This is a genomic window from Buchnera aphidicola (Sarucallis kahawaluokalani), assembly GCF_005080725.1.
In the GTDB taxonomy this organism is placed as follows: domain Bacteria; phylum Pseudomonadota; class Gammaproteobacteria; order Enterobacterales; family Enterobacteriaceae; genus Buchnera_L; species Buchnera_L aphidicola_AF.
Window position 1 is genome coordinate 210,339 of sequence record NZ_CP032999.1, and the last position, 24,056, is coordinate 234,394.

A 24,056-nucleotide genomic window follows, 5' to 3' on the forward strand; every position below is an offset into this window, starting at 1 on the left:
TATTACGTATATTTTTGATATATAATATATATATATTTGATAAATTATATTTAAATATGAAAGTTCTATATAACCAGAGAAGATATTTGTTATAACAATCATGAAAAATATTATTAATAATAAAAGATATATTTTTTTGATATTCCTGATATTATAATAGATAAATTGATTATAAAATTTATTTTTTGTAAACATGCGTACTATAAAAAATATGAAATATAATGTTATTAATGGAGTAATGATATTTTCTAGTAAAATTTTAGCAACACTAGATATAATAAATAAAAATATTAACATATTAATTATATTTTTTATTTTTTGTATATTCATAATTCACTTTTAGTATTTTATTGTATTGCATAAAAATATGTAAAAATTTTATTATAGTATTATTTATGGTATTGACATTTTTGTCGCTGCTTTTAATTTCAACGTTAAATTTTTAATTTGTTTTAGCATAATTTCTGGGTTATGTTGAAATTTTTGAATTAAATTTATAATAATAGAACCACAAATTACACCATTTGTTCCTAGCAATAATGAATTTTTAATTTGTGATGCTGTTGAAATACCAAAACCTTGTAAGATAGGAGTAGAAGTTTTTTGTTTAATTTGTTTAATGATTTGTATACTAGGATTATTTTTTTGATGAATAAACCCGGTAACCCCAGAACGTGCAATTAAATAAATAAATCCTGTACTAATTTTAGAAATTTTTTTAATAAATGCAATATTGGCATTTGGCGGGCAAATTAATATTTCAGATATATTATATTTTTGTGCATATTTTCGAAATATATTTGATTCTTCAAGAGGTACATCAGGAATTAATACAGAATCTATATCAATTTTATAGCATTTTTCATAAAATTTTTCTATACCCATATTAAAAATAATATTTGCATATACTAGTATTCCTATTGGTAAGGTAGGATATTTTTGACGAATATTTTTTAATATTGTAAAACATTTTTTAATTGTTATATTTTGTGATAAAACCCGATTGTTAGCGTTTTGTACAATAACACCATCTGCTAATGGATCTGAAAAAGGAATTCCTAATTCTAATGCATTAATTCCAGCAGATACTAAAATATCAATAATTTTATAGAATGTTTGTATAGAAGGATCTCCTATCGTTACAAATGGCATCAAGCATCCTTCATTTATTAATTTAATACTTTGAAACATTTTATTATATCGATACATTTTTAATCCTTTTATTTTTAATGTTATTATGTATTGTTGCGATATCTTTATCTCCACGACCAGAAAGATTAACAATAATAATTTGTTTTTTATTTGGTTGTTGATTTATAATTTTCAATGCATAAGCAATAGCATGTGCAGATTCTAAAGCTGGAATAATTCCTTCAGATTGACATAAATTAATAAAAGCATCTAATGCCTCTTGGTCGCTGATTGTATAATATTTAACTCTTCCTATAGAATGTAACCAAGCATGTTCTGGTCCAACCGATGGAAAATCTAATCCTGCAGAAATAGAATGTGATTGTTGAATTTGTCCGTCTTTATCTTGTATCATTGCAGATTTCATTCCAAAATAAATACCAGTTTTACCGTATTGTAGAGGTGCTCCATGTTGACCTTGTAACATTCCTGTTCCACCTGGTTCGATACCAATTAATTTTACATTATCTTTAATAAAATCATGGAATATACCAATAGCGTTAGATCCTCCACCAACACAAGCAATAATTTTGTCAGGTAATTTCTTTTCCTGATATAAAATTTGTTTTTTAGTTTCTATACCAATTATTTTTTGAAATTCACGTACCATAATAGGATATGGGTGAGGTCCTGCAGCTGTACCTAACATGTAATGACTATCAGAATAATTTTCTGACCAATCTCTTAAAGCTTCGTTACAAGCGTCTTTTAGTGTTGCAGAACCACTTTTTACAGGTATGATTGTAGCTCCCATTAATTTCATTTTTAATACATTAATTTCCTGTCGCTTAATATCTTTATTGCCCATATAAATACGACATTTTAAATTCAATAACGAACAGGCAAAAGCAGTTGCTATGCCATGTTGTCCTGCTCCAGTTTCTGCAATGATATTATTTTTACACATTTTTTTTGCTAATAATGCTTGTGCAAGTACTTGATTAGTTTTGTGAGCTCCTCCATGTAATAAATCTTCTCTTTTTAAATATAATTTTGTGTTTGTATTTTTAGTAATATTTTTACATAATGTTAATGGAGTGGGTCTTCCAGCATAATTTTTTAATAAGTATGATAATTTATTTTGAAATTTTTTATTATTTTGTGATTCCACAAAGTGTTTTTCTAGTTGTTGTAGTGCCGGCATTAAAATCTGAGGAACATACATACCACCAAAATTTCCAAAATATGGGTTTAATAAATTCATAAATATTTTCCTCTAATATATCAATTATTGATGTTTTATATAATTTGATATTTATGATAACTTTAATTTTGTAAATAAAATTTTTAATTTTTTATGGTTTTTTATTCCAATAGTGTGTTCTAATTGAGAATTAAAATCTAAACCAAAACAATTTAATTGTTTTGCTTGTATGCAGTTTTTTTCGGATAATCCTCCTGATAAAAATACTTTATTTAATGAATATTTTTTTGTATATTCCCAATTAAAACAAATTCCACTACCGCCTTGATAGTTATCAAATAAATAATAATTAATATTTTTAAAATCTAGTTGATTTTTTTGTTTTACAATATAGATAGATTTCCATATTTCAACATTTTTAGGTATTTTTTTTTTGATATTTAAAATATATTCCGTATTTTCATTACCATGTAATTGTATTGCATATAATTTTAATTTTTTTATTAGAAATAAAATTTTTTCAATATCTTCATTTTGAAAAACACCTACATATTTTAATTGTGTTGATTTAACAATTTTTTTTGCAGTATCGTATTGCAGTGCGCGAGGTGAATTTGATACGAATATTAATCCTCCATAAACTGCTCCAAATTTTTCAGCTTGAATAGCATCTTTAGTTCGTGTTAAACCACAAATTTTATTATTACCAAATATAATATTGTTTACTTTTAAATTAATATCATTTGATTTCATTAAAGACGATCCAATTAAAAATCCATGTACTATTTTCTTTAATTGTTTTATTTGTATGTGATCTTTAATACCTGATTCGCTAATAATAATTTTATTTTTTGGTATCATTGGTGCGAGTGTGTATGTTGTATTTAAATCGATTTGAAAATTATTTAAGTTTCTATTATTAATTCCAATAACTTTAGCTTTTAATTTGATTGCTCGGTGTAATTCATGTTCATTGTGAATTTCGGTCAAAATTCCCATGTTCATTTTATGTGCAATATTTTCAAGATATTTATATTGCGCATCATCTAATACTGATAACATTAATAAAATAGCATCAGCTTTATAATATCTTGCTAAATATACTTGATACGGATCAATAAAAAAGTCTTTGCATAATATAGGTTGTTTGACTAATTGATTTATTTCAAATAATCTTTGAAAATTACCGTAAAAATATTTTTCGTCCGTTAATACTGAAATAATTGTAGCATGTTTTTTATAAACCTGAGTAATTTTTTTTATATTTAAATTAGCGTTAATTACTCCTGTAGACGGAGAAGCCTGTTTAACTTCTAGGATAAAACTTGGATATGTTGATTTTAATATTTTGTAAAAATTTCGATTACTTGGAATAATATGATTAGATATTTTTTTTAATGGAAATTTCCTTTGTTGTTTTATTAACCATTGTTTTTTATTGTATAAAATATTTTTTAATATATTTTGTTGCATATTTTTTCTCTCATAGATATTTTTTTTATATGTTTACTGATATCCCCGTTTTGTATTTTTTGAAAAGCGATTTTTGTATTTACAATAAGGTTTTCATACCCAAATACTTTTAATAAGATTGCTGTATTCATTGCTATTAAATATTGATATTTAATTTTACCTATTCCTTTCGAAATATTTTTAAAGTAATGGCAATTTTCTTGAATAGTATTATTTTTAAATTTATCTTTTGATATTCTACATAATCCAAAATCTTCTGGATATAATGTATATGCAGTTATATTACCACGATTGACTTCAACAATATTTGTTGTACCATGAAGAGTTATTTCATCCATTCCATCACTATGTAAAATTATTGCACGTTCATAATTTAATGCATGAACAATTTTTGCAAATGGTAATAATAAATTTTGATGATACACTCCAATAACAGTAAAATTTGGTCTGGATGGATTTAATAAAGGACCTAGTGTATTAAAGATGGTTCTAGTGCTTAATTCTTTACGTACTTTGACAACATTTTTGAATCCAGAATGATATTTTGGAGCATATAAAAAACAAATATTTAAATTATCTAATTGTTTTTTATTTTTTTTTAAATTTAAATTAACATTGATATTATTTTTTTTTAAAATATCTATAGATCCCAGTTGGCTTGATATACCACAATTACAATGTTTTATAATTTTTAATCCTAACGAAGCGGCCAATATAGCACTTGCTGTTGATATGTTAATTGTATTACTATAATCTCCTCCAGTACCTACAATATCTGAGAAAAAATAGTTAGGATGAGGAAATTTTTTCGCATATTTTTGAAAAGCTTTTATTGCACCAATGATTTCATTGATAGATGCCGATCTTACTTTTATTGCAGTTAATACTGCTGTTAATGAAATATTCGAAATTCGTTTTTTGATAATTTTTTTGAATAACTTATAACTTTCTAGTTCATTTAATGTTTTTAATTTATAAAGTTTATTGAATATTTTTTTCATATTAATATATTTTTTAATAAAATGAGTTCCTTTATTTGAAAAATAAAATTATATTTTATTTATGAAATAGTAATATTGATCAGGAAAAAAAAAGATAACATTTATAATAAAATATTATAAGATTATATAATTACAATTATTGTTTATATAAATAAACTTGCATAAATTTACATCATAAAAATGATATTATTTCCATGATGTTGAAATATCATCTCAATATAAATTGTTTTTATAATATTAATATTAATTTTTATATATTAGTATATTATTTTTACAGAATTAATTATATTATTAATGAGAATTTCATAAAATATTTGCATCATATTTTATAATACATGTGAAATTTTTCCAAATGTTAATTAAAATATCAACAAATTAAATTATGTAAATAATTTTTGTCAAAATTTTTCAAAACATCAGTTTGTAAAATGAAATATAACAAATGTATATTATAATTATATCAATTTATGATTGCATTATTTTATTTATGTATTTTCATATTTTTATAAAAAGACTAATGTGCTTTATTTTTGAATCTAAACAACATATTCCAAGAAATTGAAATGTGTTGATTATACTGTTTTTTTTATTAATTCAATAATATTTCTTATAAAAATTGATGTTATTTATTATAATCTACTTACAAATGATGTATTTATAAATTTTTTATTTATAATATGATAAAAATTTTTAATATATAATCTATATAATTTGTTCATTATTAGTATTTATGATTTTAAATATCAAAAATTTATTCAAGAAAAATTATTATATGTATTCATAAATTATATATTACTGTTAAACTAACTTTATTTAATAATTTAAACAAGTTAGATTAATTTTTAATAATAATTAAATTTATTATAATATTATTTTACAAATATTTTTATAAAATATTAGTTACTATATATTTATAAAAATATTTATTAAATATTTCAATAACATATATTTTTATTATATCAATGTTATACAGATTTTTATGATAAAGATTTTTAAATTTTAAAATTTTATTTATTACGAGTCTTATGTTATATAATCAAAAAAATAAAAAAATAAACTTAATAAATTATGACCATTTTACGATGCAGAATTTTATGTATGAAATAAATGAAAAAAAATTTCGTGCTGATCAAATTATGTATTGGATTTATCAACGTTTATGTAACAATTTTGACAATATGATTAATTTACCGTTAAGTTTACGAAATAAATTAAAAAATATCAGTGTGATTCAGTTTCCTATTGCAACTAAAGAAATAATTTCTTCTGATCATACAATTAAATGGATTTTTTCTGCTGATAACGGAGTTTTTGAAACAGTATATATTCCCGAAAATAATCGTGGCACATTATGTATTTCATCACAAGTAGGATGCATATTAAGATGTAAATTTTGTGCAACTGGTATGCAAGGATTTAAACGTAATTTATTAGTTTCAGAAATGATTGGTCAAATTTGGGTTATATACAATAAAATGAAATATGATAAAAATATTTTCAGGTACCCGATTACTAATATAGTATTTATGGGCATGGGAGAACCTTTATTAAATTTTAATAACGTATTTAAAACATTAAATATAATATTTTCAAAACATGGTTTTCATATTCCGAAAAAGAAAGTGATTTTATCAACAGCGGGTATAGTACCTGCAATAAATAAATTATCTAATATATTTGATGTTAAATTAGCACTTTCATTACATGCACCGAATGATATTTTACGAAATCAATTAATGCCAATAAATAAAAAATATAACATTAAATTATTATTATCTTCAGTTGAAAAATTTTTAAAACGATCTAGACTAAATAGAAAAGGGGTTACTATTGAATATATTATGTTAAAGAATATAAATGATACAATACAACACGCGAAAGAATTAATAAAAATATTAAAAAATTTACCTAGTAAAATTAATCTTATTCCCTGGAATTATCTTCCAGATGTAAATTTTTCATGTAGTAGTTTTTATCAAATGAATTTATTTTCTAATTTTTTGATGAAACATGGTTTTTTTGTTACTATACGTAAACCTCGTGGACAAGATATTCAAGCTGCGTGTGGACAATTAACTGGATTAGTATATTGAAATATAATAGATGATTTTTATTATATATATTATATCAATGATATATTTAATATATATATATTATTTTTTAACATAGGAATAATATGTGAATTATATTTTTCAATCTGTAAAAGGTATGCATGATTACCTCCCAAAAGATACAATTTTATGGAATCAAATAGAAGATATATTAAAAAAAATATTATATAATTATGGTTATGATGAAATTAAACTCCCTATACTAGAAAAAACTATATTATTTAAAAATTCTATAGGAGAAATGACTGATGTTATTGGAAAAGAAATGTATTCATTTGATGATAAAAATGGTTCTAGTCTTTCGTTACGTCCAGAAGGGACAACAAGCTGTGTAAGATCCGTTATTCAGCATAAATTGTTATATCATAAAAAACCAAAGTTGTGGTATCATGGACCTATGTTTCGATACGAGCGTCCGCAAAAAGGACGTTATCGTCAATTTTATCAATTTGGTATTGAAACATTTGGATTTTTAGAACCAGATATAGAAATAGAGTTAATTATTTTAATAAATAAATTTTGGAAAAAATTAAATTTAACCAAATTTTTAACATTAGAAATTAATTCTATCGGTTCTGTTTGTGAGAGAAATAGATATCAAATGATGTTAAAAGATTTTTTTAAAAAGCATATATCTATTTTAGATAAAAAAAGCTTAAAATATCTTGATAATCATGCTATTAGGATTTTAGATAGTAAAAATATACATATACAAAATTTATTACTCAAAGCTCCAAATTTATTAGATTTTATTAATTCACGGTCAATATTAAATTTTGAAAAATTATGTGCTTTAATTAAAGATTTTAATATTCCATACACTGTAAATTATAAATTAATTCGAGGACTTGATTATTACAATAATACTGTATTTGAATGGAAGACAAAATATTTAGGGTCAAAAAATACTATATGTGCTGGAGGAAGATACGATACATTAGTGAAAAGATTGTTAGGACCTGATATTCCAGCCGCTGGTTTAGCTATTGGAATGGATCGATTATTATTATTATTACAATCTGTTAATGTTTCTCATATTTATCAAAAAAATATAGATATTATAGTTTTTTTTAGTGATATCAGTATTAAAAATAAAGCATTTTTTTTATCAGAAAATATCCGAAATACATTACCTACATTGAAAATATTATTAGAATTTGCATCTATACAGTTTAAAAAAATATTAAAAAATGTTCATAAATATGATACAAAAATTATATTATTTATGAGAACGAATAATTTAATTAATATATATGATATTCAAAGTAAAAGATATGAAACAACTCACCAAAATCATGTAATTCAAATCATTACAACTATTTTTACATAATTACATGTAATCGAATAACATTAAGAATAATAAAATAATACTTATATATTTTATTTCAAAAAATTTTTACTATATAAAATTTTGTAATAGTTATAAGGAAACAAATATATGTTTCAATATAAAAAAATAAATATACAATCTGATGTAGAACTGTGGGATTATGTCACTAAAGAAATTGATCGACAAGAGCAACATATTGAACTTATTGCTTCTGAGAACTATGCCAGCATTGCAGTTATGCAAGCACAGGGATCATTATTAACAAATAAATATGCTGAAGGGTATCCAAGAAAAAGATATTATGGAGGTTGTGACTTTGTTGATTGTATCGAACAATTAGCAATTGACCGAGCGAAAAAACTATTCCATGCAGATTATGCTAATGTACAACCTCATTCTGGTTCTCAAGCAAATTTTGCTGTATTTATAGCTTTATTAAATCCCGGAGATACAATTTTAGGAATGGATTTATCACATGGTGGTCATTTGACGCATGGAGCATCAATAAATGTTTCTGGTAAAATATACAATACAATTACATATGGTTTAAATGAATTTGGAGATATCGATTATTTAAATATAGAAAAACTGGCTAAAAAATATAAACCTAAAATGATTATTGGTGGATTTTCTTCGTTTTCAAGATATATCGATTGGAAAAAATTTCGTTCTATATCTGATTCATGTGGTGCATATTTCTTAGCTGATATGGCTCATGTTGCGGGATTAGTTGCAGTAAATTTATATCCTAATCCAATAAAATATGCTGATGTTGTTACTACAACAACTCATAAAACTTTATCTGGCCCTAGAGGTGGTTTAATTCTTTCATCAAAAAATGATGAAGTTTTGTATAAAAAAATTAATTCTGCGGTATTTCCAGGAATTCAAGGTGGTCCATTGATGCATGTTATTGCAGCAAAAGCAATAGCGTTTCGAGAAGCATTGCATCCTTCTTTTAAAAAGTATCAACAACAAATATTAAAAAATGCTAAAATTATGTCTAAAATTTTTATAGAACATAATTTTAAAATTATTTCTGGTGGTACTGATAATCATCTATTTTTAATAGATTTGACAAATAAAAATGTAACTGGAAAATTTGTAGAAAATATTTTAGAGTTAGCAAATATTACTGTAAATAAAAATAGTGTTCCAAATGATAAAAATAGTCCTTTTATTACATCAGGTATTCGTATTGGTACACCAGCTATTACTCGTCGAGGTTTTAAAGAAGAAGAAGCAACAATTGTAACAAATTGGATAGTGGATATTATTCATAATCATAAAAAATTAGAGAAGATACTAAATATTAAAACTCAAGTATTAGAATTATGTGAAAAATATCCTGTATATAAATAAAAATTTGAATATAGTTATGAATATATATACATAACTATATTTTGTCATTGAATTTTATGGTGGTAAAATTATATCTATTTTATTTTCAGGAATGTAATTGATATCTTTTATATAAGGTATTATTCCTAAAAATGGTGCCGAAATATATTTTTTAATTATATAAATATAGTTCAGTATATATTTTTCAGGAGTAGTACAATTAGCAAACCATCCAACATATTTTACACCTGATTGTAAAATTGATTGTGTTGTCAATATGGCATGATTAATACATCCCAGTTTAATTGCAATCACTAAAATTACAGGTATATTTTCTTTTTTTAACCAATCTGATAAATTATTTTTTATACAAATTGGAGTACACCACCCACCAATACCTTCGATGATAATACAATTTGCTTTTTTTTTTATATACTGTAATTTTTTAGAAAGTGTATAAAAATTAATTTTATAATTCTTATTATTTAAAAAAACAGGAGGTATTGCATGGTAAAAAGCATATGGATTAATTATTTTATAATCTAATTGTATGGTACTATTTTTTTGTAAAAGTAATGTATCAGAATTTTGTAAACCTTTTATAGTTTTTCTGCAACCGCTAGAAATTGGTTTATATCCTATTGCTGTTAAACCTAACCTTTTAGCTTTTTTAATTAAAATAATAGATACTATTGTTTTTCCTACATTAGTATCTGTTCCTGTAATAAACCATTTTTTTATCATAGTGTATATTTATTTTAAATGAATATATAAATTTTATATGCTACCTACGTAAAATAGGTAGAATTATTATGTTTTAAAATTTTTCGAAATTATTTATTTCATAGCATTATAATATTTTTTATTGTTATAGATATCATTTTTTTCAGTATGATGTATAAAAAATTTTTTAGCATGTAATCCTAATTTCTTAAATAATCTTACATCATCTACTTCTTTTGGGTTACCAGTGGTTAATAATTTACATCCATAAAATATTGAATTTGCACCTGCCATAAAGCAAAGAGTTTGCATATTTTCACTCATATTTTCACGACCAGCTGATAATCTAATATAAGACTTATTCATCATAATACGAGTAACTGCAATAGTTTTTATAAAATCTACATCATTTATATTTTTATTTTTTTCTAGTGGGGTTCCCGGAATTCTTACTAGCATATTCATTGGTATACTTTCTGGTGGTTGATCTAAGTTGGATAATTGCATTAATAGGTCTATACGATCATCTATTTTTTCTCCTAAACCTAATATACCTCCAGAGCATATTTTTATTCCTGATTTTCTAATAATATCCAATGTGTTTAATCGTTCTTGATATGTACGTGTAGTAACAATTTTTTTATAAAATGTAGGAGAGGTATCTAAGTTATGATTATAAAAATCAAGTCCAGCTTGAGATAACTTTTTTGCTTGACTTATATTAATACTTCCTAATGTCATACAGGTTTCCATACCCATATCTTTAATTTTTTTGATTATTTTAATTAAATATGGCATATCTCTTTCTTTAGGATTTCTCCATGCAGCACCCATACAAAATCTATTAGATCCTATTTTTTTAGCTTTTTTTGCAGCATCTAATATTTTGGACATATCTAGCAGTGGTTCATTCGTTATTTTTGTTTTATATCGTGAACTTTGTGCACAGTACTTACAATCTTCTGGGCATAAACCTGTTTTTATAGATAATAAAGTACTAATTTGTATTTCATTAGGATCAAAATGTTTACGATGTATTTTTTGTGCTTGAAACATTAAATCTAAAAATGGTTTTTGAAATAACTCTTGTACTTCATATCGTTTCCATAATTTTTTCATATGAGATCCCAAAAATGTATTACATTAAAGTATACAATTTATAATAAAACATTAAATATTTTAAAATAATATAAAATTATGACACAAAATAACCTGTTATTTAATAATAAACACATTTGGCATCCGTATGATTCCATAATTAGTCCATTACCTTGTTATGAAATACAATCAACATGTGGAGTATATTTCACATTACAATCTGGTATAAAAGTTATTGATGGTATGTCTTCTTGGTGGTCGGCAATACATGGATATAATAATCCAAAATTAATTAAAATATTAAAAAAACAAGTTGATAATTTTTCACATGTTATGTTTGGGGGTATAACACATAAACCTGCAATTATGTTATGTAAAGAATTGCTAAAAATTTTACCTAAAAAATTACAATGTATATTTTTATGCGATTCAGGTTCTGTTGCTATTGAAGTTGCTATGAAAATGGTAATACAATACTGGAATAAAAAAAAAAATAATAAAAAATTTTTTTTAACTATACGTAATGGATATCATGGCGATACATTTTCTGCTGTTTCAGTATGCGATCCAACAAACTCTATGCATAGATTATATAATACAATATTACCAAAACATTTTTTTGCAAAAGAACCAAAATTGTCATTTATAAAAAAATGGCATAATTATGATATCTATTCTTTTTTAAATTTTATGGTATGTAATCAAGAAAAAATTGCAGGTGTTATTTTAGAACCTATACTTCAAGGTATAGGCGGCATGAAATTTTATAATATAGAATATTTAAAACAAGTACGACTGTTATGTAAAATATATAAAATTCCGTTAATTGTAGATGAAATAGCTACTGGATTTGGACGAACAGGAAAAATGTTTGCATACGAACATGCTAATATTGTTCCAGATATATTATGTTTAGGAAAAGCTTTAACAGGAGGTATGATGACTTTAGCAGCAACTATCACTACTAAAAAGATTGCTTATACTATTAGTAAAAATTATCCCTATAAATTTATGCATGGTCCAACATTCATGGGAAATCCTTTAGCGTGTGCTGTTGCCAGAAAAAATATTTCTTTACTAAGAAAAAATGTATGGAAAAAACAAGTTGAATATATTGAAAAATATTTTAAAAATAAATTGTTTCCGTTAATTAAACACCCTAGAATTATAGATATAAGAATTCTTGGTGCTATTGCTGTTGTTGAATGTTATCATCATGTTAATCTAAAACTGATACAAAAATTTTTTATAAACTATGGGGTTTGGATTAGACCATTTAAAAATATTATTTATTTGACACCTCCATATATTGTTCAAAATATACATTTGGATAAATTAACTCAATCAATTAAATCTGCTATTCAAAACAATTCGTTATTTATTTTATAAATTTTTTTATAATTATTATAAGCTACTATATCTTGAATATGATATAGTAACTTTAATATTTAAAAATATTAAAGTATCTGATGTGTTATAATCCATGTTGGATTATTACCTACTGAATATTCATATAATTGATTTAGTAAACCGTTTTTTTTAGAAATATTGTATACTATGACAGTATTAGATGCCTGCCCTGCAACAATCAAATATTGACTATTGTAATCTATAGTAAATGATTTTGGTTGTTTAACGGTGTTGATTTGATTGATTAAATCCAATTTATAATTTGATAATATTTTAAAAATAGTTATTGTATGGTGTAATCTATCTGATGCATATAAATAATTATTACATGACGTTATATGAATATCTGCAGACCAAAATTTTTTATTATTACATTCGGAATGTATTAGACTAATATTTTGAATATTTATAATACTTTTTTGTATTATATTAATTTTCCAAACGTCTATTGTACCATTTAATTCATTAATGCTATAAGCATAATTTTTATTATTATGATATATAATATGCCTTGGTCCAGATTTTTCTAGACAGTTAAAATATTTCAAAAGATTTAATGGATATATATTTTTTTTATTTAGTTCAAATAAATATATACGATTTTTTAGTAAAGATGTTACAAGTATTAATTGATTCGAAATATCAATTTTTGCTGCATGACATCCTAAAATGTTATTAAAATATTGTATTGGTTCACTTGGAATACCTTGATTATCAATGTTACTTACACTAAAGCAATTAGCATGATAATAACTACAAAATAAGAAATTTTCTTTATGATCTGTAAGAAGATAATTTGGACTATGTGGAATAATTACTTCTCCTTTTTTTTTTAACTTGCCATTGCATAAAATATCGTATATTAAAATTTTAAATTTTGGTCGTATACCAATATATAATTTATTTTTTTTTTTTGAAATTGTTATTGGTTGTCCTTCATTACATTCGGTATATATATTTTGTATTAATTCCATTTGTCCTGTATATAATAATTTCCAAACTTCAATAGATTGGGTGCCAGCTGATACAATATAAATTATTTGTTTCATAATATACCTTAAAATAATTTTTTTATAATTACTATTACTGTTGTATATTGATTTTAATCATACATTAATATTGATATTATTTATTTTTTTTAAAATTAAAATTAAAATTGAAATTTTTTAAAATTTTTATTTTTTATTTTTTTGAATATTTTCGATTCAAAATAATGAATAGTATTTTAAAAAGTTATGATTGTAATATATATAAGTATCAATTTTTGTAAGATTTTTATTTTTTGTAATGTACACTACAATGATTATCTCATTTTTTTTAAATCACTTAAATAAATAAGTATTTTTACATGTGATTTTTAATGATTTATTCTAATTTAATTAAGATATTTGTATAAAATTTTTATTTAATAAAAATCTACTTGATATAGATTAATCAATTTAATAAAAGTTGATAAATTTATCTTACACTTTTATTTATTTGAACTAATTAAACATACATACTTATTCTTAATATTAAAATATTTAATGTAACATTAAATATAATAATTATTAGTGTTGATATGGTTCTTTGTGATCTTTCTTATTTAAAATATTATATATGTTTTTGTTATTAAATTATCTTTCTGTGAATTATTTTTATATTTTTACTATGTAGATTATTTTAAACGTTTTTAGATACATATTAGTAAGAAATATTGTAACTTATTTAAAATATATCATTATGAATAAAATTTTATATTCTATGTTTGTAATATTTCTATTTATTTATATAATTTAATTTTATTGAATATTTACTTAAAATATCAATAATTTTTTGTCATTTTATAATTTTTTTAAATAATTATATTATATAAAAAATTTAATTTTTTTATAAAAAGACTATATAAATTTTATAAGATATTCTTAATATATCATTTATTGTTACTTTTATTTTTTGTAATCCTTTTCTCGGCGATTAGAGAAATGATCAATATTATGTAATCTATAAATTAAAAATGAAAAGAAAATATATCATTTTTTAATATTATAATAATTTTTAAAAGATTATAATTGATTATATATTTTTTAAATAAAAAACAGTAATAATTTATAACATTATAATATTATATAGTTTATATATTATTTTTGAATAAATATTTCGGTTAATATAAATATATATCTACTTTTAGAAATTTTAAATATGTTACCTTAATCTATTATAGATTTATTTTTTTAATAAATCAAAATAAATTATTTTATTTAAATTATAAAATAATTTTTTATACATAATTTTAATGTAGAATATACTCATTTCATCAGAATAGTTATGATATATGATTATTTTTATTATATAAATAATTTATTTACATCTTACTGTAATCTTAATATAATGTTAACAAGATATTTTTAAATCTTTTTATTTTCATTTTATACATTTTTAATTTATTTAATAAAATTTTTCAGTATATTAAAATAAAAATTTATTTCTTCATTGGATATTTTAATGATTAAAAATATAATTCTAATTTTTGATATGAAATGTTTAAGTTTTTTATAAATATCATTATATGATTTAATATCTAATTTTAATATTCACTTAGGAGTATGTATATGTACGATGAAAAATCTTTTCATGCCTTTCAATATATTTTTTAATCTTTATAATTAAATACATTGCAAACATATATACTAGTGTTGTATAATTATTTATGGATAATATAAATAAAAATGTATTAATAAAAATGATATAATTAAAAATCGGTTTTTTGTTTAATGAATGATAAATTTAAATATTTACTTGTGAAAAATATATTATATAAGGTTAAATGATATGACAATTAAAATTGGTATTAATGGATTTGGTAGAATTGGTAGAATAGTATTTAGAATTGCACAACAAAGACCTAATATTGAAGTAGTAGGGATTAATGATTTACTTGATGTAAATTATATAGCATATATGTTAAAATTAGATTCTACACATGGTAGATTTTCTGGAACAATCAAAATTAAAAATAATGATTTAATCATAAATAATAAAACAATTAAAATTTTTTCAGAACGTGATCCAAAAAATATTCCTTGGAATAATATACAAACCGACGTTGTTATTGAATCAACTGGAATTTTTTTAACAACCGAAAGTGCTCAAAAACATATTTTAGCAGGCGCAAAAAAAGTAATTATTACAGCTCCTCCTAAAGATAATACCCCTATGTTTGTTAATGGTGTAAATTTTCATAAATATTCTAATGAAAAAATTGTATCTAATGCATCTTGCACAACTAATTGTTTAGCACCTCTAGCTAAAGTAATACATGAAAATTTTGGTATTATTGAGGGGTTAATGACTACTGTACATGCTACGACAGCTACTCAAAAAACAGTTGATTCTCCATCCCAAAAAGATTGGAGAGGAGGTCGAGGAGCTTTACAAAATATTATACCGGCATCGACAGGTGCTGCTATAGCAGTTGGTAAAGTATTACCAGAATTACAGGGAAAATTAACAGGTATTGCATTCCGCGTACCTACGCCAAATGTTTCAGTGGTAGATTTAACAGTAAAATTAAATACTAAAACAAATTATAAAAATATTTGTAAAGTGATTCAAAATGCTGCATTAAAAGATATGAAAAATATTTTAGGTTACACTAATGAAGATGTAGTATCCAGTGATTTTAATGGATGCCATGAAACATCCATTTTTGATGAAAAAGCAGGATTATGTTTGAATAATAATTTTGTAAAATTAATTTCCTGGTATGATAATGAAACAGGTTACTCTAGTAAAGTATTAGATTTAGTTAATTTAATTGCTTAAATAATTTGTTTATATTATGCACAGCATGTTTAATTGTTTATAAAATAAAGACATGCTGTATGTCTTGAACATTTTTAAAAATATTGCATATATTACAATAAAATTTTTAATCAGTATAGATTTTTTATTAAAAAAAATAAAAATTTATATTGATATTTTTTTCAATTCAAGTAATACTTGTTTTATCCAGTTTTGAATCCTCATTTTACTTTTTTCTGGTTGTCTATCTTCATCTATGACCAATCCTACAAAATTATTTTTATCAATAAGAGCTTTAGAAGCTTCAAATTGGTAACCATCTTTAGGCCATGTACCAATGATTTTTGCATTTCTTTCTTTCAAAATATTATATATTATACCCATACCATCACAAAAGTACTCACTATAATCTTCTTGGTCTCCACATCCAAATAGTGCAATGATATTGTTTTTAAAATTCATTTTTTTTAATTCCAAAATAAATTCATCCCAATCACATTGTAATTCACCGTAATACCAAGTAGGTATACCAAACATAAGAATATCAAAACGTTTGATATCATCTATTGTAGCATTAGCGATATCATAAATTTCTGATTGTTCTGGTCCAATTATATTATGAATTTTTTTAGCAATTTTTTCGGTATTACCAGTATCACTTCCAAAAAAAATTCCTATTTTTTTCATGATTTTTTTCCTAATCAATTTAAAAATATTTTATTAAAAATAATTATATTTTTATATATTTTTGTGAAATATTATATAAATTTATAAATTTTTTATTTTGTTAAATATATGTTAATTTTAAAAAATATTATATATTAAATACATTTTAAATAAAGTTTATATCTTATATATATAAATTTATTATTTATAATATAAAAAATAAATATGAAATATAAGTATATTTACATAAAATATTTATATATATTAAAATTGGATATATTGCGATAAATATTATCAGTGGAAAAATTAATAACATGAATAATTATCAACTAGAGCAAATTATTAATAAAAAATTAAAAAATCACTTATTTTATGATAACATACCTAATGGTTTGCAAATTGAAGGTACAAATAATATAAAAAAAATTATTACAGGTGTGAGTATATGCCAAAAATTAATTGATATTGCTATAGAAGAACAATCACAAGCTATTATTGTACATCATGGTTTTTTTTGGAAAAATGAATGTCTAAAAATTTTAAAAAATAAAAAAAATCGCTTAAAATCAATTTTAATAAATAATATTAATGTATATAATTGGCATTTACCTTTAGATGTACATCCCAAATTAGGTAATAATGCACAAATTGCAAAAAAATTACATATTCATATATTAGGTAAAATATCAGATATAGTATTATGGGGTCAATTTGCTTCTGCTGTTACAGTACAAGAATTAACAAAAACGATACAAAAAAAATTTAAAAAAACACCGCTTGTATTTGAGCATAATCAAAATAATTTAATTTCTACAATTGCTTGGTGTAGTGGAAAAGGACAAGAATTTATTAAATCGTTACAGAATATTAAAATAGATGCATTTTTAACTGGAGAGGCTTCTGAAGATACTATGCATTACGCTAATGAGAATAATATCCATTTTTTCTCTTTAGGACATTATACAACAGAATGTGATGGAGTAAAAGCATTGGGGAAATGGTTAATGAAAAAATATCATTTGCATACAAAATTTGTTTATATAAATAATCCAGTATAAAAAAAGATTATTTTTAATTATATAAAAATATTATTTTTATGTTTTACTGTTTATGTTGAATAGGGGTGATATGAAAAAAATTTTTTCAAACAATCAAATTATTAATTATACATACACAAATGAAATATATATTCAAAATATTTACCAAGAATTTATCAAAAATCCTAATATAGTTTCTGATTACTGGAAAAATTTTTTTATTAAAAATCCAACTTATCAGAGGGATGAATTTAATATTAATACAGAAAATATAAACTATATTTTAAATCATCAGAATAATTTTCAGGTTATTCAGTTATTAAATTTTATTAGAATGTATGGACATCAATATTCTTATTTAAATCCATTACAGCAATCTCAAGGTAAAAATGAATTATATAGCAAAATATTTAAAGATTTTTGTTTACAAAACAATATTCCAAAAAATATTTCAATTATACTAAAAAATAAAGAATTGTTTAAAATATATCAAAAATTTATTAATATATATTGCCAATCTATTGGAATTGAGTATATGCACATTGATAACGTTAAGGAAAGAATGTGGATACAAAAATATATAGAAGATAAATTTTTAACATTTACTTTACCAAAACAAGAAAAAAAAGATCTATTAAATACATTAATTCAAGCTGAAATATTTGAGAAGTATCTACATACTAAATTTCCAGGTGCAAAACGATTTTCTTTGGAAGGTTGTGAAATATTAAATGCTGTTTTAAAAAATATAATAAATTATACATATAATACATTAACTTCAAAAATTATAATTGGAATGGCTCATCGAGGACGATTAAATGTTTTAGTAAATATTTTAAATAAACCGATACATGATTTATGTTTTGAATTTTCTGAAAAATATATACCGTATCAAGGTACTGGAGATGCAAAATATCATTGTGGTATAAAATCTCAATTACACATAAAAGATAAATGTATAGAAATTGATTTAAAACCTAATCCTTCTCATTTAGAAATCATTAATCCAGTTATTATGGGTGCTGCCCGTGCATATATTGATAGTTTTGAAAAAATTAATACAGATGTTATATTACCAATCAATATTCATGGAGATGCTGCTATTACAGGTCAAGGAGTAATTCAAGAATTATTAAATATTTCAAACACTAGAAATTACACTGTTGGAGGTATTTTACATATTATTATAAATAATCAAATCGGTTTTACTACGTCAAGTGTAAAAGATATAAGATCTAGCCGATATTGTACAGATGTTGCAAAAATGATACAAATACCGATTTTTCATGTTAATGCAGATTACCCGGAATCTGTTATTTTCATTACAAAACTAGCATTAGATTTTAAATATAAATTTAAAAAAGATGTTTTTATTGATCTTTTTTGTTATCGTAGAAGAGGGCATAATGAAGCAGATGATCCTAATGTAACACAACCAATAATGTATCAAAGTATTCAACAACATCCAACAGTATGTAAAATATATGCTAAACATTTAGAATTAAAAAATATCATTGATATGAATTATTTTAATAATACAATTATTACTACAAGAAAAAAAATTGATTTATTAAGTATGCAACCAAGCATAAAAAATACAAATAAAAAAAATTACCACGCTGGAAATATAATTTCAAAGAAAATTAATTTAAAAAATTTATTTTTACAAATCAATAATATACCTGATAACATTATAGTACATGAACGTGTTTTAAAAATATATCAAGAACGTAAAAGAATGTTTACTGAAAATAATTTATTAGACTGGGGTTCTGCTGAAAATCTTGCATATGCAAATATATTATCTCACGGAATATCATGTAGATTATCGGGAGAAGATGTTGGAAGAGGTACATTTTTTCATAGACATTCCATATTATATGACCAGAATACTGGTTTAAGTTATATTCCTTTACAAGCTATTAAAAATTGCAAAAGCAAATTTCATATTTGTAATTCTGCACTTTCAGAAGAAGCGATATTAGCATTTGAATATGGTTATTCTATTGATTCACATAATACAATTAATATATGGGAGGCACAATTTGGTGATTTTGTTAATGGAGCACAAGTTGTTATAGATCAATTTATCAGCTCTGGAGAACAAAAGTGGGGTATAAAATCAAAATTAATATTATATTTACCTCATGGGTATGAAGGTCAGGGTCCAGAACATTCTTCAGCAAGATTGGAAAGATTTTTACAATTATCTGCTCAAAATAATATGAGAATTTGTATTCCTTCTACTGCAGCACAAATGTATCATATTTTAATGCAACAAGCTTTGTCGTTGACTTATATGCCATTAATTATTTTTACTCCAAAATCCTTACTAAGGAATTCTATGGCATACTCAAATTTTTTAGAACTTCAAAAAAATAGTTTTCAATGTATCTTAAGAAATATTAATTATAGTAAAAATAATAATATAAAAAAAATAATTTTTTGTTCAGGAAAAATATATTACGAATTATTAGTCATGTTAAAAATGCATAACATTAAATATATTGTTATAATTCGCATTGAACAATTATACCCGTTTCCAAAGAATGAAATATTACAGTTATTGAATGAGTATTCATATATTAAAGAAATTCACTGGTGTCAAGAAGAACCAAAAAATCAAGGTGCATGGTATTATATATATCATAAACTAAAAAATATAATACCTCAAAATATTTCTGTGAGATATATTGGTCGTTCTGCAACTGCTGCTACTGCAGTAGGCTGTATTTCTATACATCAAAAACAACAAAAACAGATTATTTCTGATGCTTTGAATATTTAATTATGAGAAAATTTATATGAAAGAAATTCATATTTTAGTTCCAGAACTACCAGAATCAGTGACTCAAGCCACTGTTGTTAAATGGTATAAAAAAATTGGGGATATCGTCGAACAAGATGAAATACTAGTAGATATAGAAACCGAAAAAGTAATCTTAGAGGTTCCGTCACAAGTGCAAGGCATTTTAACAAAAATATTACAACAACAAGGTAATATAGTTAATAGTAAACAAATTTTAGGATATGTTAAAGAAACGAAAAATATAGAAAAAAATAATACACATAATATTACGAATGTGCAAGACAAGACAATACAAAAAATATGTAGCGATACAATTAAAAATTATGTTACTCAATTAAGTCCGTCAGTTAGGAGAAGCCTTGCTAAAAATAGTAATTTTAATATCACTACATCAAATATAAAAAATCAATTAAAACAAAACGAAAAAAAATATATATCTAAAGTAGAATCACTTCGTGAAGAACGTGTACCAATTAGTATGATACGTAAAAGAATTTCAGAAAAGTTATTACATACTATGCATAATACAGCTATGCTTACAACATTTAATGAAGTTAATATGCAGAAAATAATCAAAATTCGTAATAAATATAGAAATATTTTTGAAAAAAAATATAATATACGATTAGGTTTTATGCCTTTTTTTATTAAATCTACTGTAGAAGCTTTAAAAATTTTCCCAATGATAAATGCAAAAATTGAAAATAAAGAAATGGTATATTATAAATATTTTGATATCAATATTGCAATTTCAACAACCAAAGGTTTAGTAACTCCAATTTTAAAAGATGTAAATTACATGTCTATATCAGACATTGAAAAAAAAATTCAATCTTTTATTTCAAAAGGTAATCAAGGGAAGTTAGAATTATCAGATTTAATAGGTGGGAATTTTACAATTACTAATGGTGGAATTTTTGGTTCGTTATTATCTACTCCAATTATTAATCCACCACAGGTTGCTATTTTGGGTATACATGCTATTCAAGAACGTGTAATAGCTATTGATAATAAAATTAAAATTGCTCCTATGATGTACATAGCATTATCTTATGATCATTGTATTATTGACGGAAAAGAAGCAGTAAGTTTTTTAAAGACTATAAAAAATTTATTAGAAGATCCTACTCGTATTTTACTTGATTTATAGATATAAAAATATTTTTTATTTTAAATTCATTTTATATTAACTGAACAATAAATCCAGGGGAAGTATATGAAGAAAAATCAATTAATTTTAATCCGACATGGTGAAAGTACATGGAATAAATTAAATCAATTTACAGGTTGGACAGATGTAAAATTATCATTACAAGGTATAAAAGAAGCTATATCAGCTGGAAAATTGTTAAAAAAAAAAAATTTTACATTTGATATTTGCTATACTTCTGTTTTAAAAAGAGCAATTCATACTTTATGGTTAATATTATATGAATTAGAACAAGTATGGTTACCAGTAAAAAAGACATGGAGATTAAATGAAAGACATTATGGTGATTTACAAGGATTGAACAAAGAATCTATTATTTTGAAATATGGAGCAGATCAAGTACAAAAATGGCGTAGGAGTTTTACTGAGATTCCTCCACGTATAGAAAAAAACAAACATGCTTCTGTATATTATGATCGAAGATATGATAATTTGGAAAAAAATAATATTCCTGTTGCTGAAAGCATTAAATTGACTCTACAAAGATTAATGCCATTTTGGGAAGAATATATTTTTCCAAATATAAAAAGCGGAAAAAAAATTTTAATTGTTGCGCATGGAAATTCCTTAAGAGCATTAATACAATATTTATCTGATCTAAATGATCAAGAAGTCTTTGATTTACATATTCCAACTGGAATTCCTATGATATATAATTTTTCTAATGATCAATGCTTAAAAAAATATTCTTTTTTAAAGGATGAATAATGTTATATTTTATATTTAATATCTGTATAAGAATTAAAAATATATGATTAAAAAAATAGGTGTATTAACAAGTGGTGGTGATGCTCCTGGAATGAATGCTGCTATTCGTTCTATAGTACGAACAGGTTTAAATGAACAGCTAGAAATTTTTGGTATATATGATGGATATTTAGGATTGTATCAGAATCGTATGATTCCATTAAATCGTAATAGTGTTTCTAATATTATTAATCGCGGAGGTACATTTCTCGGTTCTGCAAGATTTCCCGAATTTCATAAACATGAAATTCGTACTATAGCAATTCAAAATATAAAACGTGCAAAAATTGATGCTGTAATTGTTATAGGAGGAGATGGTTCTTATATTGGAGCAAAAAAAATTACAGAAATAGGTATACCATGTATTGGTTTACCTGGTACAATTGATAATGATATTTTTGGAACAGACTATACGATTGGGTATTTTACAGCATTACAAACTATAGTAGAAGCTATTGATCGATTAAGAGATACATCTTCTTCACATCAACGTATTTCTATAGTTGAAGTGATGGGTCGAAATTGTGGTAATTTAACTTTATCTGCTGCAATTGCAGGAGGATGTGAGTTTATTGTCTTACCAGAAACAAATTTTAAACAGGAATTACTATTACAAGACATCAAAGAAAGTATAAAAAAGGGTAAAAAACATGCAATTATAGCAATTACAGAATGTATTTGTGATGTCGATAAATTGGCTCAATATATTGAAAAAAATACTCATCAAGAAACTAGAGCTACAATTTTAGGACATATACAAAGAGGTGGAGTTCCAGTTGCATATGATCGTATTTTAGCATCTAGAATGGGACATTATGCAATTTCAAAGATATTACAAGGCTATGGAGGAAAATGTTTAGGAATTAAAAATGAAAAAATTATCTATTATGATTTAGATATTGCTATTAACAATAAAAAAAAAAAAATTAAAAAAAATTGGTTGACAATGGCAAAAAAACTGTATTAATATATTGCATTTTAA

The 24,056-nt window shown here is 23.2% G+C and carries 18 protein-coding genes; 10 read left to right on the top strand and 8 right to left on the bottom strand.

The genetic code is table 11. The features are described from left to right. Positions 1-393 precede the first annotated feature (393 nt). The 4 genes from trpA to trpD are packed head-to-tail and all read right to left on the bottom strand — an operon-like array spanning position 394 to position 4,809. The gene (trpA, locus tag D9V78_RS00955; RefSeq protein WP_158350540.1) at positions 394-1,209 is read right to left on the bottom strand and encodes a tryptophan synthase subunit alpha; all 816 of its coding nucleotides are present in this window, start codon (positions 1,207-1,209) and stop codon (positions 394-396) included. Beyond that, complete coding sequence (gene trpB, locus D9V78_RS00960) at positions 1,196-2,395, bottom strand: tryptophan synthase subunit beta (RefSeq protein WP_158350542.1); 1,200 nt, start codon at positions 2,393-2,395, stop codon at positions 1,196-1,198. Before trpB ends, trpA begins: the two co-directional genes overlap by 14 nt. Before the next feature lie 51 nt (positions 2,396-2,446). Then, positions 2,447-3,808 (bottom strand): bifunctional indole-3-glycerol-phosphate synthase TrpC/phosphoribosylanthranilate isomerase TrpF, encoded by a 1,362-nt coding sequence (gene trpCF / locus D9V78_RS00965; RefSeq protein ID WP_158350544.1) that lies wholly within the window; start codon positions 3,806-3,808, stop codon positions 2,447-2,449. Next, positions 3,790-4,809, bottom strand: a complete 1,020-nt coding sequence (gene trpD, locus D9V78_RS00970; protein ID WP_158350546.1) for an anthranilate phosphoribosyltransferase — start codon at positions 4,807-4,809, stop codon at positions 3,790-3,792. The genes trpCF and trpD overlap by 19 nt, the downstream gene beginning before the upstream one ends. Positions 4,810-5,834: 1,025 nt before the next feature. Here trpD and rlmN point away from each other — a divergent pair. The 3 genes from rlmN to glyA all read left to right on the top strand — a co-directional run bounded on the left by rlmN (position 5,835) and on the right by glyA (position 9,612). Further along, positions 5,835-6,902 (top strand): 23S rRNA (adenine(2503)-C(2))-methyltransferase RlmN, encoded by a 1,068-nt coding sequence (rlmN, locus tag D9V78_RS00975; protein WP_158350548.1) that lies wholly within the window; start codon positions 5,835-5,837, stop codon positions 6,900-6,902. An 85-nt stretch (positions 6,903-6,987) separates the two neighbouring features. Next, positions 6,988-8,250: a histidine--tRNA ligase gene (gene hisS, locus D9V78_RS00980; RefSeq protein ID WP_158350550.1), complete on the top strand. Its 1,263-nt coding sequence runs from the start codon at positions 6,988-6,990 to the stop codon at positions 8,248-8,250. Between the two features lie 108 nt (positions 8,251-8,358). Then, on the top strand, positions 8,359-9,612 hold the full coding sequence (glyA, locus tag D9V78_RS00985; RefSeq protein WP_158350552.1) for a serine hydroxymethyltransferase: 1,254 nt from the start codon (positions 8,359-8,361) through the stop codon (positions 9,610-9,612). A 54-nt stretch (positions 9,613-9,666) separates the two neighbouring features. Here the strand turns inward: glyA and bioD are convergent, their stop codons facing one another. After that, positions 9,667-10,335: a dethiobiotin synthase gene (gene bioD / locus D9V78_RS00990; protein WP_158350554.1), complete on the bottom strand. Its 669-nt coding sequence runs from the start codon at positions 10,333-10,335 to the stop codon at positions 9,667-9,669. Positions 10,336-10,428: 93 nt separating this feature from the next. After that, positions 10,429-11,433, bottom strand: coding sequence for a biotin synthase BioB (gene bioB, locus D9V78_RS00995; protein ID WP_158350556.1), 1,005 nt, complete (start codon positions 11,431-11,433; stop codon positions 10,429-10,431). A gap of 78 nt (positions 11,434-11,511) precedes the next feature. On the opposite strand from bioB, the gene bioA reads away from it, so the two are divergent. Then, positions 11,512-12,801, top strand: a complete 1,290-nt coding sequence (bioA, locus tag D9V78_RS01000) for an adenosylmethionine--8-amino-7-oxononanoate transaminase (RefSeq protein WP_187306099.1) — start codon at positions 11,512-11,514, stop codon at positions 12,799-12,801. A 68-nt stretch (positions 12,802-12,869) separates the two neighbouring features. On the opposite strand, the gene D9V78_RS01005 is transcribed toward bioA, so the two are convergent. After that, positions 12,870-13,871 (bottom strand): beta-propeller fold lactonase family protein, encoded by a 1,002-nt coding sequence (locus D9V78_RS01005; RefSeq protein WP_158350560.1) that lies wholly within the window; start codon positions 13,869-13,871, stop codon positions 12,870-12,872. A 1,762-nt stretch (positions 13,872-15,633) separates the two neighbouring features. Here D9V78_RS01005 and gap point away from each other — a divergent pair. After that, entirely contained in the window at positions 15,634-16,626 is a 993-nt protein-coding gene (gene gap, locus D9V78_RS01010) for a type I glyceraldehyde-3-phosphate dehydrogenase (RefSeq protein ID WP_158350562.1), read from the top strand. A 144-nt stretch (positions 16,627-16,770) separates the two neighbouring features. Here the strand turns inward: gap and fldA are convergent, their stop codons facing one another. After that, the gene (gene fldA / locus D9V78_RS01015) at positions 16,771-17,292 is read right to left on the bottom strand and encodes a flavodoxin FldA (protein ID WP_158350564.1); all 522 of its coding nucleotides are present in this window, start codon (positions 17,290-17,292) and stop codon (positions 16,771-16,773) included. 293 nt (positions 17,293-17,585) lie between these two features. Between fldA and D9V78_RS01020 the strand changes: the two genes are divergently transcribed. The 5 genes from D9V78_RS01020 (at position 17,586) to pfkA (ending at position 24,041) form a co-directional block, all read left to right on the top strand. Further along, complete coding sequence (locus D9V78_RS01020; RefSeq protein WP_158350566.1) at positions 17,586-18,329, top strand: Nif3-like dinuclear metal center hexameric protein; 744 nt, start codon at positions 17,586-17,588, stop codon at positions 18,327-18,329. A 70-nt stretch (positions 18,330-18,399) separates the two neighbouring features. Next, complete coding sequence (locus tag D9V78_RS01025) at positions 18,400-21,096, top strand: 2-oxoglutarate dehydrogenase E1 component (protein ID WP_158350568.1); 2,697 nt, start codon at positions 18,400-18,402, stop codon at positions 21,094-21,096. Positions 21,097-21,112: 16 nt separating this feature from the next. After that, positions 21,113-22,267, top strand: coding sequence for a dihydrolipoyllysine-residue succinyltransferase (sucB, locus tag D9V78_RS01030; RefSeq protein ID WP_158350570.1), 1,155 nt, complete (start codon positions 21,113-21,115; stop codon positions 22,265-22,267). Positions 22,268-22,333: 66 nt separating this feature from the next. Continuing rightward, a complete protein-coding gene (gene gpmA / locus D9V78_RS01035) occupies positions 22,334-23,035 on the top strand; it encodes a 2,3-diphosphoglycerate-dependent phosphoglycerate mutase (RefSeq protein WP_158350572.1) in 702 nt (233 codons plus the stop codon). Between the two features lie 43 nt (positions 23,036-23,078). Further along, on the top strand, positions 23,079-24,041 hold the full coding sequence (pfkA, locus tag D9V78_RS01040; RefSeq protein ID WP_158350574.1) for a 6-phosphofructokinase: 963 nt from the start codon (positions 23,079-23,081) through the stop codon (positions 24,039-24,041). Positions 24,042-24,056: the final 15 nt, after the last annotated feature.

What these genes read in the sequence shown, in the direction of transcription:
- glyA (WP_158350552.1), top strand. Translation starts at nt 8,359, where the DNA reads ATGTTTCAATATAAAAAAATAAATATACAATCTGATGTAGAACTGTGG.
- sucB (WP_158350570.1), top strand. Translation starts at nt 21,113, where the DNA reads ATGAAAGAAATTCATATTTTAGTTCCAGAACTACCAGAATCAGTGACT.
- trpD (WP_158350546.1), bottom strand. Translation starts at nt 4,809, where the DNA reads ATGAAAAAAATATTCAATAAACTTTATAAATTAAAAACATTAAATGAA.
- bioA (WP_187306099.1), top strand. Translation starts at nt 11,512, where the DNA reads ATGACACAAAATAACCTGTTATTTAATAATAAACACATTTGGCATCCG.
- trpCF (WP_158350544.1), bottom strand. Translation starts at nt 3,808, where the DNA reads ATGCAACAAAATATATTAAAAAATATTTTATACAATAAAAAACAATGG.
- D9V78_RS01025 (WP_158350568.1), top strand. Translation starts at nt 18,400, where the DNA reads ATGAAAAAAATTTTTTCAAACAATCAAATTATTAATTATACATACACA.
- D9V78_RS01020 (WP_158350566.1), top strand. Translation starts at nt 17,586, where the DNA reads ATGAATAATTATCAACTAGAGCAAATTATTAATAAAAAATTAAAAAAT.
- bioB (WP_158350556.1), bottom strand. Translation starts at nt 11,433, where the DNA reads ATGAAAAAATTATGGAAACGATATGAAGTACAAGAGTTATTTCAAAAA.
- pfkA (WP_158350574.1), top strand. Translation starts at nt 23,079, where the DNA reads ATGATTAAAAAAATAGGTGTATTAACAAGTGGTGGTGATGCTCCTGGA.
- trpA (WP_158350540.1), bottom strand. Translation starts at nt 1,209, where the DNA reads ATGTATCGATATAATAAAATGTTTCAAAGTATTAAATTAATAAATGAA.
- bioD (WP_158350554.1), bottom strand. Translation starts at nt 10,335, where the DNA reads ATGATAAAAAAATGGTTTATTACAGGAACAGATACTAATGTAGGAAAA.
- gpmA (WP_158350572.1), top strand. Translation starts at nt 22,334, where the DNA reads ATGAAGAAAAATCAATTAATTTTAATCCGACATGGTGAAAGTACATGG.
- D9V78_RS01005 (WP_158350560.1), bottom strand. Translation starts at nt 13,871, where the DNA reads ATGAAACAAATAATTTATATTGTATCAGCTGGCACCCAATCTATTGAA.
- gap (WP_158350562.1), top strand. Translation starts at nt 15,634, where the DNA reads ATGACAATTAAAATTGGTATTAATGGATTTGGTAGAATTGGTAGAATA.
- rlmN (WP_158350548.1), top strand. Translation starts at nt 5,835, where the DNA reads ATGTTATATAATCAAAAAAATAAAAAAATAAACTTAATAAATTATGAC.
- trpB (WP_158350542.1), bottom strand. Translation starts at nt 2,395, where the DNA reads ATGAATTTATTAAACCCATATTTTGGAAATTTTGGTGGTATGTATGTT.
- fldA (WP_158350564.1), bottom strand. Translation starts at nt 17,292, where the DNA reads ATGAAAAAAATAGGAATTTTTTTTGGAAGTGATACTGGTAATACCGAA.